Source organism: Micromonospora sp. NPDC023888 (genome assembly GCF_040639415.1).
Taxonomy (GTDB): domain Bacteria; phylum Actinomycetota; class Actinomycetes; order Mycobacteriales; family Micromonosporaceae; genus Micromonospora.
Window position 1 is genome coordinate 98,545 of the sequence record NZ_JBEZZW010000023.1, and the last position, 19,123, is coordinate 117,667.

At 70.3% G+C, this 19,123-nt stretch carries 10 protein-coding genes; 6 read left to right on the forward strand and 4 right to left on the reverse strand.

Annotated features, from left to right (window positions below):
* The first annotated feature begins 54 nt into the window (after nucleotides 1–54).
* On the forward strand, nucleotides 55–864 hold the full coding sequence (locus AB0F61_RS21125) for a hypothetical protein (protein WP_357812145.1): 810 nt from the start codon (nucleotides 55–57) through the stop codon (nucleotides 862–864).
* A gap of 100 nt (nucleotides 865–964) precedes the next feature.
* Here the strand turns inward: AB0F61_RS21125 and AB0F61_RS21130 are convergent, their stop codons facing one another.
* Both AB0F61_RS21130 and AB0F61_RS21135 read right to left on the reverse strand, forming a co-directional pair.
* A complete protein-coding gene (locus AB0F61_RS21130; RefSeq protein WP_357812147.1) occupies nucleotides 965–3,265 on the reverse strand; it encodes an esterase-like activity of phytase family protein in 2,301 nt (766 codons plus the stop codon).
* Nucleotides 3,266–3,319: 54 nt separating this feature from the next.
* Nucleotides 3,320–4,426 carry a hypothetical protein gene (locus AB0F61_RS21135; RefSeq protein WP_357812149.1) on the reverse strand — a complete coding sequence of 369 codons (1,107 nt, stop codon included), beginning with the start codon at nucleotides 4,424–4,426 and terminating at the stop codon, nucleotides 3,320–3,322.
* Nucleotides 4,427–4,569: 143 nt separating this feature from the next.
* Between AB0F61_RS21135 and AB0F61_RS21140 the strand changes: the two genes are divergently transcribed.
* On the forward strand, nucleotides 4,570–5,322 hold the full coding sequence (locus AB0F61_RS21140; RefSeq protein WP_357812151.1) for a TIGR03089 family protein: 753 nt from the start codon (nucleotides 4,570–4,572) through the stop codon (nucleotides 5,320–5,322).
* A gap of 190 nt (nucleotides 5,323–5,512) precedes the next feature.
* On the opposite strand, the gene AB0F61_RS21145 is transcribed toward AB0F61_RS21140, so the two are convergent.
* Entirely contained in the window at nucleotides 5,513–5,998 is a 486-nt protein-coding gene (locus tag AB0F61_RS21145; protein WP_357812153.1) for a carboxymuconolactone decarboxylase family protein, read from the reverse strand.
* Between the two features lie 176 nt (nucleotides 5,999–6,174).
* On the opposite strand from AB0F61_RS21145, the gene AB0F61_RS21150 reads away from it, so the two are divergent.
* Complete coding sequence (locus AB0F61_RS21150) at nucleotides 6,175–7,080, forward strand: RNA polymerase sigma-70 factor (protein ID WP_357812155.1); 906 nt, start codon at nucleotides 6,175–6,177, stop codon at nucleotides 7,078–7,080.
* A 150-nt stretch (nucleotides 7,081–7,230) separates the two neighbouring features.
* Nucleotides 7,231–8,193 (forward strand): zinc metalloprotease, encoded by a 963-nt coding sequence (locus AB0F61_RS21155; RefSeq protein WP_357812157.1) that lies wholly within the window; start codon nucleotides 7,231–7,233, stop codon nucleotides 8,191–8,193.
* Nucleotides 8,194–8,310: 117 nt separating this feature from the next.
* Here the strand turns inward: AB0F61_RS21155 and AB0F61_RS21160 are convergent, their stop codons facing one another.
* On the reverse strand, nucleotides 8,311–12,297 hold the full coding sequence (locus tag AB0F61_RS21160) for a hypothetical protein (protein ID WP_357812159.1): 3,987 nt from the start codon (nucleotides 12,295–12,297) through the stop codon (nucleotides 8,311–8,313).
* Between the two features lie 704 nt (nucleotides 12,298–13,001).
* Here AB0F61_RS21160 and AB0F61_RS21165 point away from each other — a divergent pair.
* Entirely contained in the window at nucleotides 13,002–17,933 is a 4,932-nt protein-coding gene (locus AB0F61_RS21165; RefSeq protein WP_357812161.1) for a carbohydrate-binding protein, read from the forward strand.
* Between the two features lie 374 nt (nucleotides 17,934–18,307).
* Complete coding sequence (locus tag AB0F61_RS21170; protein WP_357812163.1) at nucleotides 18,308–19,003, forward strand: hypothetical protein; 696 nt, start codon at nucleotides 18,308–18,310, stop codon at nucleotides 19,001–19,003.
* Nucleotides 19,004–19,123: the final 120 nt, after the last annotated feature.

Sequence of the window (19,123 nt, forward strand, 5' to 3'; positions counted from 1 at the left end):
ATGGCTTCTATCGACTATTGACTACCGTCAAGAGCCAGAACGCCCGCGCCGCCGGTGGGCGCGCTGATCGAGCGCGGTCGCCAGGGCCGCCGACGCCGGAGCACCGCGATCGTCGGTACGACGTGCGCGCTGCTGGCGTTGGGCGTCGGCACCGCCCTGACCGTGCCGACGAACTCCCCGTCCGGCCGCCCCGCCGTCACCGCCGAGGCCGCCCGGCCGGAGTCGGTCCCGCCGGCGATGCGGCTGGTCTCGGCCGCCGCCGCCAGCGAGAACATCAGTTACCGGATGCGGCTCACCAACTCCGGCCCGGGCGGGCTGACCTACGAGGGCGCGTTCGACCCGAGGACCGCCACCGGCTACGTCCGCGCGCCGCAGGACGACTCGGTCATGACCGAGCTGCTGATCAACGGCACCCGGTACGAAGGCGGGGAACGCCCGCTGGGTGAGCTGCCGGCGGACAAGGGTCCGGGCGAGACGTACGGCCGCTACGGGCAGTACCCGGGGAAGTACGACCGGCTCTCCCTCTACGGCGACGGGAATGACGTGCTGGGTTCCGCCGAGCCCGACCCGGCCGCCCTCTTCGCGGCCCTGAAGCGACAGAACGCGACAGTCACCGAGAACCCGGACGGCTCGCTGCACTTCACCTATGCCGAGACCGGCAAGGATGGGTCGAGCAGCACGGCCGGCGACGTCACGCTGGACGGCGACGGCCGGATCGCGAAGATGGCGCTCACGTTCACCTGGCAGTCGACGCTGAAGGGCCGGCTCGACACCGGGACGGGCGGCTCGACTCTCGAACTGTTCGACTACGGCGTCGATGTGACGGTCAAGCCCCCCACCGACGTGGTGATGATCAAGGAATAGATCCGCGAGGCCCGGCGTCCACACGGGTGGACGCCGGGCCGGGGCGGGCCATCGGGCTTCGTGCCGGTGCGGGCCGACAGCCCGCACCGGCGGCACCGGATCAGCGCTGCCCGAAGACCTTACGGCTGGCGCCGAGCCGCAGGAGCACCGTCTCGCCGGTGGCGTCCTGGACCGCGTCGTTGTCGGTGATCGCGTACACCTCGCCGTTGCCGGCCACGGTCAGGCCCTCCAGCTTCTCCTGGGTCCAGCCGTTCGTGGCGCGCAGCGCGGGCAGCACGTCGACGGCGAGCGTCTTCGGCAGCACGGTCAGCGGGCCGGTCGCCGCCGCGCCCGGCAGCGGCACCGTGTAGATCCGCTTGACCGTGGCGGCCGGGCCGTTCAGCTTGTCCCGCTCGATGACCGCGAGCCGGTCGCCGACCACGGTGATCTCGGAGAGGCCCATCCAGTCACCGGGCACGGTGGTGGCGCCCAGGTGGTAGCCGAACCAGCTCCAGGTGCCCGCTGTGACGTCGTAGCGGCCCAGCCGGACGATGCCGGTCGGGTCGGTGCTCAGCTCCCGCTGCACGGCCACCCACACGATCTCCCGACCGTGCTGGTCGGTGGTCGCGGTGACCCCCTCCAGGCCCTGCTTGCCCAGGCCGGCGGCGACCTCGGTGGGCAGCGCGACGGTCTGCCGGGTCACCCCGGCGGCGTCGAGCCGGACCAGTTTGTTGTCCGCGCCCTTGGCGCCCTCGACGGCGAGCCAGAAGCCACCCTGTGGGCGGGCGAAGATGCCCTCCGCGTCGTATCCGACAGGTGCGCCGGCCGCGTCCCGCACCGGCAGCGCGTCGCTGATCAGGGCCGGTGACCGCTTCGCGTCGATGGTGAGGATCCGGGTCTGGCTGTACGCCGCGTCGGTGACGCTGTAGAGCTGGTCCCGCTTGCCCGGCACCGCGCTCAACGCGCCGAGAGCGCCCCAACCGATCGGGGTGCCGGTGCGGTCCGTGCCGGAGACGATGCTCGGGAACTCCGGGGTGCCCTTGCCGAGATGGAAGAGCGACACCGAGGCCCGCACGTTCACCGAGGCGTCGTCCTCCTCACTGGAGACCGCGAGCAACCCGCGCGACGGGATGGGCAGCAGCCCTTCCGGCCCGTTGGTGGTCGGCAGCACCTGCCGGAAGACAGGCTTCGTGGGGTCGCTCAGGTCGTAGACGGCGACGAAGTTGCTGCGCTCCGAACCGACGAACGCGTACCGCACGCCGTCGTACTCGGCGACGGCCACGCCCTCCGGCTCGGTGCCCTTCTTGCCGGCCCGGTCCTCGTTGTGCAGGCCGTAGGTGACGGCGAGCCGTTCGAAGGTGTTGCCGGCGTCCCAGGCGACGTGCCCGGTGCGGCTGTCGAAGACCGACCAGCCGCGGGTGCCACCGTGCCAGTCGCCCTCGTTGGCCGTGGCGAGGTAGCGGTCGTCGACCCAGGCCACCGCGTCCGGCTCGCGCGGCACGTCGGTGATACTGCCGGTCAGGTCGATGACACCGTCCTTCCTGGTGTCGATCCCGCTGATCGTGGCGGTGCCGGCGCTGAACACCGTGGTGATCCGGCCGGTGGGCAGGTCGACCAGGGCGACGCCGTTGTTCTCCTGGAGCGTCACGGCCAACTGGTTACGGCTGTTGATCGAGACGTACTCCGGCTCCGGGTCGGTCGGCGCGGCGAGACCGGCCTGGACCAGGGCGGGCAGTGCGCTCCCGTCCGCGCCGGTCAGCGCGACCGGACGCAGCCGCCAACCGGCCGGGGACGTCCCGGCAAGGTCGACGATCTGCACGAAACCGGCGGGCGCCTGGGGCAGGTCACCCTCCTCGCCGCCGGGCGGGGTGGCCTCCTCGTCGCGCTCGTTCTCGATGGCGATCGCGGCGTACCGCTTGTCCTTGCTGATCGCGATCGAGTCGGGCTGACCGCCGAGGTCGTAGCTGGCGACCCGCTTGCGGCCGGACAACTCGATCACGTCGAGGCGGCCGGACGGCTCGGTGAAGCTGCCGCTGGTGTTGACCACCACCAGCACGTACCGACCGACCACGGCGACCGAGGTGGGCTCGTCCTCGGCGTTGCCGAGCTGCGCCAGGGAGAGCGTGCCGAGGCCGCGCGGCCGGTCGGCACGGGAGATGTCCAGGAAGCCGATGCGTCGGGCCAGCGCGTCGGTGTGGACGAGGGTGCGGCCGTCCTCGCTGACCGCCGAGATCTCCGCGACCGTCGCGGTCGCCGGGTCCTCCCCGGCCGGACGGTTCTGGAACACCGGATACGTGGCGACCCGGTCGAAGGCGAGCGACGGGTGATGGTGGCCGCCGGCCGACGCGGGGGTGGCCCCGGTCAGGCTGGCGGCGGCGACACCGGCTGCGGTGAGCGCGGTGAATGCTCTTCTGAGAGTCAAGGACTTCCTCCGTTAGGTCGTACCCGCACGGAGGCTGACAGTTGTCGGGGAGCGTCAGCTTGCGCCGACATGAACAGTCGGCGAAGGACGGCGCAGCCGCCACCAGGCGCCGCCGACCAGGGCCACGGTGATGACGGTGACCGCGACGTCGCCGGCCAGGGCCGCCGCCGGGCTCGCCGGGGAGTACGGCGGCACCACGTACGCGAACGCGGCGGCGCTGACCACGCTGGCCGAGCCGGCGGCGAGCACGTGCCGCTGCCCCCAACCGTCGCGCGACGACACGTACCCGATCAGCCCTCCGACGGCGGCGGCGAGGGCCAGCGCGATGACCACCCCTGCCCAACCGGGCGTCAGGTCGGTCCCGAAGCGGACGAGGACGATCAGCAGAGCCACCCAGAGTGGGTGCGGCGCCCGACGGGCGCGCCGGGTCCGCCCGGCGCTCGACGGAGCGGTGGCCCGTGGCCGCGGGTTCCGCCAGAACGGCAGCAGAGCCGCGCCGACGAGGACGAGGATCACCGTGCCGGCGAAGGCGAGCTGGAGCGGGCCGGCCAGGAAGTTCTTCCGGCCCTCGGCGGAGGAGAAGACCAGCAGGCTGCCGAGCAGGTAGACCACGGCGACCACCGCCAACCCGGGCCGGCCCAGCCACGGCCGAAGCCGCCGCTTCGCCCCGAGGAACGACTCGACGAACACGATCGGCGCGCAGATGGTCAGCAGGATGTGGTTGCCCACGTAGTCGAACGCCTGCCGGAGGCTGAACCCGAGCCCCGGCACCAGCGTCGCCTCGGCGGCGGCCCGGGTGTCGGCGTACTGCGTGTCGTCGAGGTACCCGGGGTTGAACAGCGACTGGTCCACCAGGCCGGCCTGGAGCACACCGAACGCGGCGGCGAGCAGCACGATCGTCGGCCATCCCGCGCCGAGGCGCCGGGCGGTCTCCCGGATCAGGATCGCCGCTCCGCCGTACATCGGGCCCAGGAAGATCAGCACCGGGAGGAAGTCGTCGATGGCGAATCCGCCCCACGAGCACTCGGCCGCCCACGGCGCGAGCAGCAGCAACGCCAGCACCGGCAGGAGCCGTCGGCGCAGTGGCAGACGATCAGCGGTGGCGGGGCGCTCAACGGTGGCGGGGCCGTCAGCGGCGGCGGGGTCGGGTCCGGTCAGCATGGGCTCTCCTCGGCGGCGTTGCGGGGTTCACCGTCACCGTGCGCGGGCCGCCCGGCCACCCGATACGGCCATCGGCCGACGGCGGGTGCGACCAAAGTCGTTGCGTAGGGTGGTGGCGACGTCGTCACCCGGGGAGCACGCAGATGCAGCCACACGCCACGGCCGACCTCTCGGACCGGTCCACCGCCACCGAGATTCCACTGCTCAGCTACCGCGACGAGGCGACCGGCGAGCGCGTCGACCTGACCGCACAGCAGGTCGGCGTCTGGGCGGCGCGCAGCGCGAGCCTCCTGCGGGACGGCTGCGGGCTCGGCCCCGGCAGCCGCGTAGCGGTCCTGCTGCCGCCGCACTGGCGTACCGCCGCGGTGTTGTTGGGCGCCTGGGCCTGCGGCCTGGCGGTGTCGTTCCGGCCGCGCGCCACGGCGGGCCTGGCGGTGCTCGAACCGGGCGGTGACCGGCCGTTCGACGCGGTCTTCGTGACTCCCGAGCGGCAGGACGACTGGCTGGAGGACGTGCCGGACGCTCCGCACCGCTACCTTGTCGGCACCGGGCCGGGGCGGCTGGCCGACGTGCCGTTGGGCTGGCTGGACTGGTCCGTCGAGGTGCTGCGCCACTCCGACGTCACGCCCGACCACACCGCCATCCACCCGTCGGATCCCGCGACCGCGGACGGCACGACCTACGGTCAGTGGGGGGCGCTCGCCCGGGAGTTCGCCACGATGCTGGACCTGCGCGCCGGTGACCGGCTGCTGGTCGACGCCGCCGAGACCGAGCAGCCGCTGAAGTGGTTGCTCGCGCCGCTGTCGGCTGGTGCGTCAGTGGTCATCAGCGCCAACCTCGACCCGGCGCGACGGGACGCGGTCGTCGCCGCCGAGCGGGTGACCCGGGTCCTCTGACTAGGTGCCGTTCCCGGGGCCGAGCAGCGCACGCGCCGCGCCCCGCGCCTTGATCGACTCGGTTTTCGTGTACCCGGCCCCGGACACCGCGACGCGGTGCCGGTCGACCGACCGCCTCCGCTGAGGTTTCCGGCTTCCGGTGTGCGCCCGGCCCGGGATCGGATGATCCCGGGCCGGGTCCGTTGCCGATTCAGCCGAACGCGGCGGCCAACATGCCGGGCTCGTAGGAGCCGCCCTTCTGGTGCACGATCACGGCGAGCCGGTTGGCCGCATTGATCAGGGCGACCAGCGCGACCAGCGCGGCGACCTGGTCGTCGTCGTAGTGCTTGCGTACCTGAGCCCAGGTCTCGTCGGACACGCCCTGGTAGGCGTCGGCGAGTCGGGTGCCCTCCTCGGCGAGCGCGAGCGCGGCCTGCTCGGCCTCCGTGAAAACGGTGGATTCGCGCCAGGCGGCGACCAGGCTGAGTCGAACCGCACTCTCGCCGGCCGCCACGGCCTCCTTGACGTGCGCGTCGATGCACCAGCCGCAGCCGTTGATCTGGCTGGCCCGCAGCGACACCAGCTCCTGCGTGGACTTCGGCAGCGGCGACTGCTGCATCACCATGCCGACGTTCGCGAACCGCTTGAAGAACTTCATGGCGAACTCGTTGTCGAACATATTGAACCGGGCGTCCATGTTTCCGTCCTTAGCTTTGGCGTTCGATCGGACGAACATGAGATGCCGGCGAGCACAGCCCTGTGACGGCCAGGCAGGGTGACGACCGCCACAGGCCGGAAGGTGTCACAGAACGGCCGGCTCCGGCATCTGGTGGGTGACGCAGTCGAGAGCGAACAGGAGTCACCCTGGTGGGTATGCCGCAGACCGCAGCCGACGACCGTCCGGACCGGGCCACCGAGGCTTTCCTCGCCCACCGCAACCTGCTCTTCACCGTCGCGTACGAGATGCTCGGCTCGGCCGCCGACGCGGAGGACGTACTGCAGGAAACCTGGCTGCGGTGGGCAGGCGTCGATCTGGGCGCAGTCCACGACCAGCGCGCCTACCTGGTCCGCATCACCACCCGCCAGGCGCTCGCCCGGCTGCGGACGCTCGGTCGCCGCAAGGAGTCCTACGTCGGATCCTGGCTGCCCGAGCCGCTGCTCACCGCGCCCGACGTGGCCGAGGACGTCGCGCTGGCCGACAGCGTCTCGATGGCCATGCTGCTGGTGCTGGAGACGCTCGCGCCGACCGAACGGGCGGTGTTCGTGCTGCGCGAGGTGTTCGACCTCGGGTACGACGAGATCGCCGAAGCCGTCGACAAGAGCCCCGCTGCCGTCCGCCAGATCGCGCACCGGGCCCGGGCACACGTCTCGGCCCGCAGGCCCCGCCAGGTCGTCTCCGCGGCGGAGGCCCGGTGCGCGCTCGACGCGTTCCAGCGGGCGGTCGACATGGGCGATCTGCAGGGCCTGCTCGACATCCTCGCGCCCGATGTGGTGTTTCTCGGCGACGGTGGCGGGATCAAGCAGGCCGTCCCGCGGCCCATCCTCGGTGCCGACAAGGTGGCCCGCGCGCTCGCATCTGGTTGGGGCAAGGTCGCGGGCAGCACGTCGTGGCGGCCGGCGCAGGTCAACGGCTACCCGGCACTGATCGTCCACCTCGACGGCGAGCTGGACACCGTCGTGGCCGTGCGCATCGAGGGCGGCCTCATCACCGGGATCTACGCTGTCCGCAATCCGGAGAAGCTGTCCCACACGCAGCGGGAGAACGTCCTGAGCCGCTGACGTCGGGCCATAACAGCGCGCCTCGTGCCCCTGCCGTTACATCCCACATCAGGGCCGTAGGCAGGTCTTTTGCCGGTGCCGTCGACGTGGTCTCATACCGGAACACGACGTCATCGACAGCGCACCGCTCCCTCACTGAAAGGTGCACCGATGCACAGGAGATCGACCTTCCGACTGGCGGTCCTCACCGCCACCGCCGCCACGTTCCTGGCCTCCGGCGGCGCCTCCGGTGCGCTGGCCACGGCCGCCCCCGCGACCGCCTCCCCGGGTGTCGCCGCGTGCGACCCGGGCGCCGGGGCGCATGGCGCCGCCCGGGCCGCCGAGGGCGCCACCGCCCAGGAGCCGGAGCTGTACTCCAAGAACGAGGCCAACGCCTACGGCGTCATCAAGGACGCGCCACGGCTGCCCAACGGCAGCGTCACCATCCCGACGGTCTTCCACATGGTCTCCGACCACCCCCTCACCGCCGCCGAGACGACCAGGTGGAACACCCTGATCGCGGCCCAGATGACGGTGCTCAACGACTCGTACGCGGGCCGGACGGCGGCGGATGCCTCCGACACCCCGTTCCGGTTCTCGCTCGTCGACACCACGTTCACGGTGAACAGCGCCTGGTACACGGTCGAGCCGGGCAAGAACGAGCGGGACATGAAGAAGGCCCTCTACACCGGCGACTCCCGCACCCTGAACGTGTACGCGGCAAACATCGGCGGCGGCCTGCTCGGCTGGGCGTACTTCCCGAAGGGCTACAACAACGGCCGCGACTACATCGACGGCGTGGTGATGCTCGACGAGTCGATGCCGGGCGGCACCGCCGGCAAGTACGCCCTCGGTGACACGCTGACGCACGAGGTCGGGCACTGGCTGATGCTGGAGCACACCTTCGCGCACGGCTGCTCCGCGTCCGGCGACTTCGTCGCGGACACCCCGCGCGAAGCGGCCCCGCAGTTCGACTGCCCGGTGGGCGCGGACACCTGCACCGCACCCGGGCTGGACCCGATCCACAACTTCATGGACTACACGCAGGACTCCTGCATGGACATGTTCACCGCCGGTCAGGCGGACCGGATGAGCGACGCCTGGGTGGCGTTCCGCGCCGGCGGCGCCGGCTGACGCAAGCCGTGTCGGGGGCTGGCGGGCCGTGCCCCGCCAGCCCCTTTCCGTTCCTCCGCACCGTCGGTGCAGCCAGCGCACGCGCCGCGAGCAGGGCGCGGTGCTACCCGGCCCTGCCTATCGGGCGAGGTCGAGGAACTCGTCAGCGACCTTCGTCAGCGCAGCCGGCTGGACGTGAACCAGAGCCTTCAACGGTGTCGTCCAACTGCCCAGACGGAGGGCCCACGCGATGAGCATCCGTCCACGGTCGTGGTCCACTCCGTCGACCAACGCGGCCAGCGCCACTGCCTGCCGCTCCGGGATCCTGATCGAGCGGGCCAACTCTTCGGCCCCTTCGGTGTCTCCGCGAGCCATTGCTGTCCTGGCGAGCTTGGTCAGCACCGACGCCTGCTGCTCCTGGCTGCGTATCGACCGGGCCAGCTCTTTGGCCGACTCGACGTTCCCGGCTTCCATGGCCGTCCCTGCCAGCGCGGTCAGCGCGGATGCCTGCTGCTCCGGGCGGCCGATCGAGCGGACCAGCTTCTGGGCCCACCCGACCTTGCCGCCTGCCACAGCCAATTGAGCAAGCGTGAGAGTGGCCTGCGCACGGCGGGGCCGGTTGCTGATCGACCTGACCACGTCCTCGGCCTGATCGGCCAGCACATCAGCCCGCTCAGCATCGCCGGCCACCGCCACCGCCAGCCGTACCAACGCTTGAGCCCGACTGTCCGCACGCCCAATCGAGCGGACCAGATCCTCGGCCTGGTCAGCCAGCGCCCGGGCGTGCTCGGCGCGGCCTGCTCCGGCCGTTGACGTCACGATCGCGGTCACGGCCCTGGCCCGCTCCTCCGGGTTGTCGATGGCTTGGGCAAGCCTGGTGGCCCGATCGGTGTCACCGGCCGCGGCAACCGCCACAACCAGCCCGCTCATCATCCGGGCACGCCGGCCCGGATCGTTGATTGAGCGAGCCAACTCTTCCGCCCGGTCGGCCAGCGCACCGGCCCTCTCATCGTCGCCAGCTCTGGCGACCGTCGAGATCAGCGTCGCCAGTGCCGGCACCTGCCAGTCCCGGTGGTCGATCGAGTAGACCAACGCCTCCGCTCGCTGCTCGTCACCCCCTTCAGCTATCGCCTCCGCCAGAGTGCTGAGCGCTTCTGCCTGCTGTTTGGGACGCTGGATCGACCGCACCAACGCTTCTGCCTGGTCGATCTGACCAGCCGTAACCATCCGCCGGGCAAGCGCGGTCACCACCGACGCCTGCCGGTCCGGGCTCGTGATCGAGCGGACGATCGCCGCCGCCCGCGCCGTGTCGCCGCCGGCGGCCGCAGTCTCCGCCATACCTGCCGCCGCTTCCACTACCGCGGCCATCGCCGTGGCCCGCCTCTGACGGCGACCGATGGAGCGGACCAACAGCTCAGCCCGCTCCATGTCGCCTGCTGCGGCCACCACCGGCGCGAGCGCACCCAGCGTCCACTCCCTGCGATGCGGGTTGATGATCGAACGGGCCAGATCCTCAGCCCGTTCCATGTCGCCTGCTGCGGCCACCGCCGGCGCGAGCGCGCAGATTGCCTGCTCCTGACGGTCCGGGTCGCTGATCGAACGCACCAGGCTCTCGGCGCGCCTGACCTCGCCGGCCTCGGCCATCACGCGCGCCAGGGACGCCCAGGCGCTCGCCGCCAGCCGGTTGCCGCTGATCGAACGCACCAGTTCTTCTGCCCGATCGAAGTCGCCGGCCGCGGCCACCGCCGGCGCCAGGGCTACCAGTGCCCGATCCAGCCGGTCCGGGTCACTGACCGAACGAGCCAGATCCTCGGCACGGCCGGCCAGCGCACCGGCCCGCTCGGCGTCGCCGGCCTCCACGACCGCCCTCGCCAACTCACTGAGCGCCAATGCCTTCCGGTCAGGTTGAACAATCGAGTTGACGGCCTTCTCAGCCCGATCGACAAGCAGGGCGGTCCGTTCGAGGTCGTCACATTCGGCAACTGCCGCGACCATGCCAATCAACGCCTGCGCTCGCTGAGTCGGGTTCAGCGGAGAAATCAGCTCTTCAGCAGCCTCGACCAGCGCCCACGTCCGCTTGACGTCGTGGGCAACCGCCCCGGCCAGGGCGATCCATCCCTGCACCCGATGGTGTGGATCCGGAAGCGAGCGAATCAGACTCTCGGCCTGGTCAGCCTGCGCGGCAGCCCGCTCGCGATCACCCATCATGGCCACCGCCCTCGCCACGGCGGCCAGTGCGCGTGCCCTCGGCTCCGGCTGATCAATCGAGCAGGCCAGCGTGTACGCGCGAGAACTGTCGCCTGTTGCGGCCACCGCTGCCGCCAGTCCGGACAACGCCCGCGCACGTCTGTCCGCTTGGTCCATCGATCGAACCAACTCCTCGACGCGGTCAGCCAGCCCGGCAGCCCGCTCGATATCGCCTGTTGCGGCCACCGCCACGACCAGGCCAGTCAGCGCCCATGCCTGCCAGTCCGGGCGGGCGGCCACGCGAACCAGCTCCTCGACGCGGTCGGCAAGGACGCCGGTCCGCTCAACGTCGCCTGCCTGACCCACTGCCCAGGCCAGGGCGATCCACACCGGTACCCGCCGGTGTGGACTGGCGACCGGGTGAATCAGCGCCTCGGCGCGGTCGGCCAGCGCGCCAGCCCGCTCGACGTCGCCATCTCTGACGACCGCCGCCGCGACCTCAGCCAACGCCGACGCCTGGCGATCGGGATGGTTGATGGAGCCTGCCAACGCCTCGGCCCGCCCAGTCTGGCCGAGGGACGCCCAGACCGCGGGTAGCCCGGTGGGAATGGTGGCGTTGCGTCCTGCCAGGTTGTCTCGATGAATGGCGAGGCGGGTCATGTCCAGTAGGTCAGGATCGGGCCGGGCGAGGATGACGTCTTGAGTGGTGGTGATTTCCGCGAGGGCAGCAGCGTCAGCCCCGGTGATGACCAACATCCGGTCATGTCGCTGAGGGTCGGTGGCGCAGGCGATCATCCTGGCCACATCGTGGCTGGCAAGCAGCATCCGGAAATAGCCGCGCAGCAGGTATTCGGGGGTGCCGGCCGGCCACCGTTGCTCCCGATAGATGCTGGCCCAGAGGTGCAGACGCTGCCGGTATCCCTCCAGTCGCTCGGGACCAAGGCGCTCGACGGCGGCGATGTGCAGTTCTTCGTGACCGAGCACGTACAAGTCGGGTCCCGTGTGGGGCTGCCAGCGGCTCGGGCGTTGAGTGAACGAGCGACCGGCCACGGTACTGAGGTGGTCCGCAATCTGCCAGTCCGGCCAGCCGGTCAGGTCAGCAAGGTCTTTGGCGCTGAGGCCGCCCCCGGCGGCTGTGAGAAGACCTAGCAGGTCCTGCTCGGCGGGAGCGCCCGACAGCAGCCGGGACAACTCCCGCAGCATGTCTGCCCTGTTCACCTCCGCCTGCGGCGACCTGTTCAGCTGTCGAACAATCCGGGAATCACGTAGCGGATGTCCATCTGGGACGTCGGTGGGGATCGGGGGGTTCGGCCGCCCAGAAACGATGATGCGCATTCCGGCCGGCGGCGTTGCGGGCAGCAGTGCGGCGATGCTGTGCGCGTCCGATCCGACGGTCACCCCGCGATCCTCATCCAAGCCGTCGATGAGCAGGATCAGCCGCTCACCTCGTGTCTGGCAGGCCTCGGCAGCACGGTCGAGCAGATCGAGAAAACTCTGGTCGCGAGTCGCGTCCGTGTAATGAGCCGGCATGGGCTCACCCAGCAGCTCGGCCAGTTGCTCGATGACCACGTCTGTGAAGGCGACCCTGTCGCTCTGTCCGGCCCATCGGGCCGTGATGAAGAAGGAGACGAGTCGTATCCCGTTCGGCGGGTGCAGGACGAACCACGACATCAACGCCGACTTGCCAGCCCACGCGTCTGCACGCCACCACCGGTAGTCAGCGGCATCAGGCAGCGTGCAGAACGCTGCGAGCTCGGCCAGTTCCTGTTCCCGGTCCAGTAGATCCGACGGGGCGATGCGCTGCACCTGCTGTCGGTAGGCCGACCGGGCGGCAGGCCGCGAAACGATGGTGACCGAGCCCTTGATCACGCCGGTGTTGGCGAATCCGCCGCCGTGAGCTGTCGCGTTGCCGGTCTCGCGGGCCAGTGCGTCGGGCAATCGTCTCAAGCTCACCGCGAGCCCTTCCGCCGCGCCGGCCTCGATGTCAGGGGTGAAGGTTCACGCCGCTGTTGGCGCTGCCGCCACTGCTGGCCTGAGCGTCACCGGTGCGATCCGCGACTGATGGCCCCGCGATCGTGGATGAGCCCGTCACCCAGGCACGTCACCAGGATTGCTACCCGCCGCGCAGTCACCCCCACATTATGCGCTCTGCGACATCAAATGGACAGGCTCTGACCGGGCCCCAGGGCGTGCACGGGACCTGTCCACCGTCGCGGAGCGGCCGGGCAGCTCATGGCGCGCTGGAGAACGCAGTTGATCAACTAACTGTTCATCCCCGCTGCGCTCGTTTCTCATCAAGCTCGCCTGGCGAGTTCGCCAACGGCCGGCAGGGTCACTGAACGGCCGCGCCCACCGGCGTGCCACAGCACCTGTAGACCGGAGCGCTGGCATGCCCTCAACCGCACGGTGGCCCCGCCGCGTAGCGGCAAGCCTCCCCGCGTCGGTGGCGTTGGTCCCGACGCCGTTCACCGCCGCCGTTCCAGCGTTCTGAGACCGGCCACCCGCTCTGGCCCCCGTGCCCGCCGCGGTCGGCATTCCGGTGCCCGGCGTCGGCGGTTCTTCGCACCCAACAAAGGAGAAACCCCGCCATGACGCACGCACCACGTGCGCGTAGGAAGCGAACACGCGGACTCCTGTCCGCAGTGGCGCTCCTTCTCATCGCCGGACCGGCGACGACCCTCAGCCCCACCCTGGCAGGAGCAGAGACGGTCCCGACCGGCGGTAACACGCCGCTGATCAACCTGACCGACGGGCAGAACCTCGAAGGTAAGGTCCCCGTCGTCGTCGAACCGGTCACCGAGAACGACTCCGTGACGACCCTCGCTCTCGACGGCGACAAGATCGCCGCCGAGAGGACAGCCGGCACCGCCCACTTCGCGTTCGAGATGGGTGGCAACGGCACCGAGGCCCGCTACCGCAACTACGTCACGGTCAACGCCCACACCGCCGTTGCGGACCGGGTCTACCTCCCGGACATCCCGGGCGGGCAGGTCGGCACCCTCGACTTTCCGGGTGACTGGTTGCAGCCGGGGGCCAACACCGTCACCGTCCATACCGGAGCCAACTGGGTCGATTCGACCACCAAGACCGCGGTCGGCTACGAGGAGTTGCCGAACGGTGAGGGTGGCCGCTGCCCCAACTACGACGACTACGCGCTGAGCAGCATCAGCCTCAGCCTGCTCGGCGTGGTCGCCGACGGCGAGCAGAACCTGTTCAGCTACAGCTTCGGCGACGGCACCTGCGGCAGTTCGGCGAAGCTGCTCAACCAGGACCTGACCTTCGTCATCTCCGGCGAGCCGGGCAGCACGTCCGGCCTGCGTACCGACCTCGACACCACCAAACTCAGCACGGGTACGCACACCGTCAGCGCGACCACCCTGTCGGGCGCGAAGACGTCCGTCACTGTCGACGTCAACAACGCCCCGGCCGGCGCGGCGGCAGTGACCCCCGGCGACGGTGCCCGCGTACGCGGCACCCGACCGGTGATCGCCGCGCTGCCCAGCGGCGGCAAGGAGCACGTCGAGTCCCTCGCCATCGACGACAAGCCCGCCGAGAACGCGGAGACGCTTGCCACCGGCACCGCCACCCTCGGCCTCACCGTCGCGGCCGGCAACTCCGTGGAGGCCCGCTACCAGAACTACGCGCTCGTCAACGGGCACCGGGTCGACCTCGGTGGGGACTACGGCGCCACCGGCGCGGAGGACGTCAAGCTGGCGTTCCCGACCCGGTTCCTGCACCTCGGCGACAACGTCGTCGAGATCCGGACCGGTGACTACAACGGCACCCTCAACGGGGCGACCTGCGCCAACCACGACGACTTCACGCTCACCCGGGAGGCGACGAGCCTCGCGCTGAGCACGGCGGGCACGGTGACGGCCGGCCCCACGTACCTCGTCACCACAAGCGGCACGACGGTGACGAAGGCGGAGACGACCGACGCGTCGTTGGCGTTGGGCGACGGGAACTGCGCGGCCAACAGGGACGCCGAGTTCCACTTCACCGTCGACGGCGCGCCGACGACGCGCACCGTCGACACCCTCGGCAGCGGGGGCGACGCGCACCTGAAGGTGTTCGTCGGCGGCAACGGCAGTGACAACGGGTACGACAACAAGGCGCTGATCAACGGCATCCCGCTGGAGATCGGCATGTGGGAGAAGGAGGTCGCCGACCTCGCCTTCCCGAACGAGTGGCTGGTGCCCGGCGTCAACGCCGTCGAGTTCGTCGCCGGCAACGACCACGGCAGCGCCAAGCCGGGCGGCTGCGACAACTACGACGACTTCACCCTGCGGGACTTCCAACTCCTGCCGACCGGTGCGAAGGCGACCCAGCTCACCCGCTCCGTCGCGCAGACGACCGTCACCATCGGCTCGGGAAGCTACCCGCCCGGGTCGCAGGTGACCACGTACCTCGGTGACGGCACCTGTGGCAGCAGCTACAACGCGGTGCTGACCAAGACGGTCCTGTTCGACGTCACCGCCGAGGACGGCTCGGCGCTGCCGGCGCTCGGCAAGCGCGCGGACGTGGACACGACGACGATTCCGGACGGTGCCCACACCATCCGGGCGGTCGTCGGGGACAAGACCTCCACGCGGCGCTTCACCACCGACAACACCGCACCGGAGATCGAGAGCAGTGTCCCGGCGGCCGGGCAGCGGCTGACCTCGACCGTCGCGCTCAACGTCAAGGTCAAGGACGCCACCGGCGTCGCCGGTACGCCCGTCATCACGCTTGACGGGACGCCGGTCAAGCAGGGTGACCAGATCGGCCACGGCCTGCCGGCCGGGGAGCACACCATCGCGCTGACGGCGACCGACGCGCTCGGCAACACCGCCACCCGCGAGGTGCGGTTCAGCAGCGCCAGCATCCCGGACGTCCCGACCGAGCTGAACTCGACAGTCAAGGGCACCGACCCGCTCTCGGCAGAGCTGTCCGCCCGGATCCCCGGTGCGGAGGGTGTCGGGCTGACCGCCACCTTCACCAAGGCGGACGTGGTCCTGCCGACCGGCGGCTACCAGGGCGAGGCCGCCGACGTGCCGACCACGCTCGACGTCCAGCACGACAAGAGCGTGGACGTCACCTCGCTGCGTCCGCTCGACGGCGCGACCATCGACACCGCGTCCAGCCGCGCGGTGGTCTTCCAGCGGTACGACCTGCCGCTGGGGGCGACCAAGCAGGAGCCGACGCTGCGCTGGTCGGGCACCATCGACCCGGCCCGGATCGTGGCGCTGCGGGCATGGAACCCGGCCACCAGAAAGTGGGTGGCGCTTACCAGTTCGCGGGGGCAGACCGGGCAGGACACCGTCCTGACCGCGCAGGTGGAGGCCGGCTACCGCGACGGCGGGATCGTCCACGTCCTGGTCACCGGCGAAGACCCGTTCGCGGACGACCTGTCCCCGCACGACGCGTCGGCGCAGAACGACAAGGACCGCTTCGAGGACCCGAACTCGTACGACTTCTCGTTGGCGCACTTCACCGACACCCAGTACGTCACCGAGGGCGCGGCCGGCGGCACGTACGACGACTTCGACGGAAACGCCGAGCCCTCCGACGTCGAGACGGTCGAGGAGCAGGCCATCTGGTCGGCCGCGTACCGCGACCAGATGCAGTGGATCGCCGACAACTCGGCCAGCCGCAAGATCGCGTACGCCGCGCACACCGGCGACGTCATCGAGAACGACTACTACGACCCGCTGGCGAAGAACCCGGACGGCTCGCTGAAGCGGCCCGGTCTGCACGAGCAGGTGGAGAAGGAACTGGCGACCGCCTCCGGTTTCCAGAAGATCCTCGACGACAACGGCGTCGTCAACCAGGTGATCGCGGGTAACCACGACGACCAGTTGGGCGCGGAGACGGGCCCCACGTCCCGGTTCAGCCGGACCTTCAGCGCCGACCGGTACTACGGGACGGCGAAGTCCTGGCCGACGGGCACCGAATACCACGCGTGGGACGAGGTGACCAAGGCCGACGGATCCGTCACGCCGGGCAAGGACAACCAGAACAACTACCTGCTCTTCTCCGCAGGTGGCCTGGACTTCGTGGCGGTCGGCCTGTCGTACGGGGTGACACCGGCCGAGGCCAAGTGGGCGGACTCGATCTTCAAGCGGTACAAGGACCGCAACGGGATCCTGCTCTCCCACGACTACCTGAAGCCGTCGGCCAACCCCGACGGTCGTGGGGCGGACTTCTCCGCGCCGGACGGCTCGCCGCTCTTCAAGCAGGTAGTCGAGACCAACGCGAACGTCTTCCTGGTCCTCGCCGGTCACGAGCACGGCGTCGGCACGAACCTGAAGTCGAAGATCGGCGTCACGGTCAGCCACGACGTCGTCGAGCTGCTCGCCGACTACCAGTTCTACACGGTCACTGCCGGTGAGCTGTGGCCGAAGCAGGTCGCCGCCGACGGCACCATCGACGTCAACGGTGACGGCAAGCCGGACCACAAGGCCACCGACCGGTTGCAGTTCGGCGCGAGCTTCCTGCGTCTGCTTCAGTTCGACGTGGACCGGGCCGAGATGCACATCGACACGTACTCGCCGTTCCTGAAGAACTTCGGGGCGACCGAGTACGACATCCGCCAGGACGGCAGCCAGCCCAAGCCGCGGTACAACGGCTCGGAGGACAACCTCACGCTGCCGGTGGACCTCAGCACCCGCAAGACGTCGTTCAGCACCGACTCGCTCGCCGCGTACGTGCCGTCCGGCACGATCGGCACCGACGAGGTGACCTCGAACGGCGTGGCCACGACGACCTGGGACAAGCTCCTGCCGGGCACCTCGTACGGCTGGATCGTCTCCGCCAGGAGCGCCGACGGCGGCGAGGCGGTGGCCCAGCCGGCCGTGTTCCGTACCGTCAAGCAGGTTCCGACGATGACCGTCACCGCCGCCCCGGCCAACTGGGGCACCGCGGCGACGGTGACCGTGCAGGTCACGGCCGGCAGCACGCCGGTCACCGGTGCGGTGGAGTTGCGCGAGGGTACGACCGTCCGCGGCTCGACCACGGTGACCAACGGCACCGCGACGTTCACCCTCCCGGTGGGCCTCGCGGGTGGACAGCACACGCTGACGGCTTCGTACGCCGGCGACGACCACCTCACTCCGGTGGAGGCCACCGCCACCCTGACGGTGAACGTGCCGGCGCAGTGGAGTTCGTCGACCGTCTACAACGACGGGGACCGGGTCAGCTACCAGGGTCGGGTCTTCCGGGCCTCCTGGTACACGAAGAACCAGAAGCCGGGCGCCGACGCCAACGGCGCGTGGCAGGAAATCGCCATGACCGAGGACGGTACGGCGATCTGGACCGCGTCGCGGATCTTCAACGCGGGCGACTTCGCGATGTACGACGGCAGGAAGTGGCGGGCCCAGTGGTACACCCGCAACCAGAAGCCGGGTGACCGCAACGGGTCGTGGGAGGAGATCGCCCCGACCCCGCCGGACAACAGCCCGGCGGCCTGGACGCTCACGAAGGTCTACAACGCCGGTGACCGGGTGACTTTCAAGGGGCACGTCTACGAGGCGAAGTGGTGGACGCGCGGCCAGGAACCGGGTGACAAGTCCGGGCCCTGGAAGCTGATCAGGTAGTCAGGCTCGCGCAACGCCGGCCCGGGACCGCTGCTGGTCCCGGGCCGGTGCGCACTCCGGCCCCGTGCCTTGCCCGGCCGCGTGCCTTGCCCGACCGCGTGCCTTGCCCGACCGCGTGCCTTGCCGACCGCGTGCCTTGATCAACTCGGTCTTCAGGAAGACGGGGTATCAACCTGCCTCGGATACCGCGACTTTCAGCAAACGGAGTCGATCAGGCCGCATGGGTGCGTCACCCGTCCGGTGGAGGCCATCCGTTCTGCCGGCTCTCACGTTTTTCCTGCCCCTACGCTTCGCCGAAGAAACGCGCGGTCGGGCACCGGCCACTTTCGAACACCGGCGGAGGGCAGATGGCGTTGCGGCGTACCCGTCGGACCGTGGTTTCGGCTGTGGCCGGCGGCCTGTTCGCCCTCAGCATGGTCGCGCCGGGTCCGGCGGTGGCGCCGGTGCCTCGCGCGGCCCAGGCCGACGGTGGCACAGCCCCCGATCCGCGCGACCCGCGCCCTCCGTTGCTGCCGGCGGACTTCCAGGGCACCGGCCGGTACGTCGTGCGGGACCTCGGCATCGACGTGCCGTTCACCTGGCAGGGCCGCGACGGCAACAGCCAGATGATCGCCGGTGGCCCGGAGCACCCCATCTGGTTCACGAACCTGATCTACGAGAACACTCTCTACACGCTCACCTACAAGTGGCCGAACATCCCACTGTTCCCGCCACGCGCCTGTAGCAAGATCCCGGGGTTCTTCAACCGGCAGATCTTCAACGACAAGCTGAAGACCGCGCGGTACGTGGGGCCCGAAGTCCTGCAAGGGGACCAGGACCGGCACGTCGACCACTGGCGGGTCGGTGTCGTCGGCGGCTCCACGGTGCCGGGGGAGTTCTTCCGGTTCCCGCTCGCGCTCGGCGACATCTACGTCGACCAGCGGGACTCGACCCGGTGGTGGCAGGTGTTGCAGTTCGGCCTGCAGAACCTCTTCGACCCGGAACTCGACGAGTGGTTCACGATGGACACCTTCGACCTGCGCCCCGGCGAGGTCCAACTCCCCGACCGCTGCCCACCCCCCACATCCTGACCCCGGCCCCGCCCTGGCCCCCGGCCTCGGCCCCTCGGCTCCGGCCCTGGTGATCAAGAGGTTTGCGTCACCGATCGTGGTCACCGCGATCGAGATGTTCCGGAAGACCCTGGACGACGC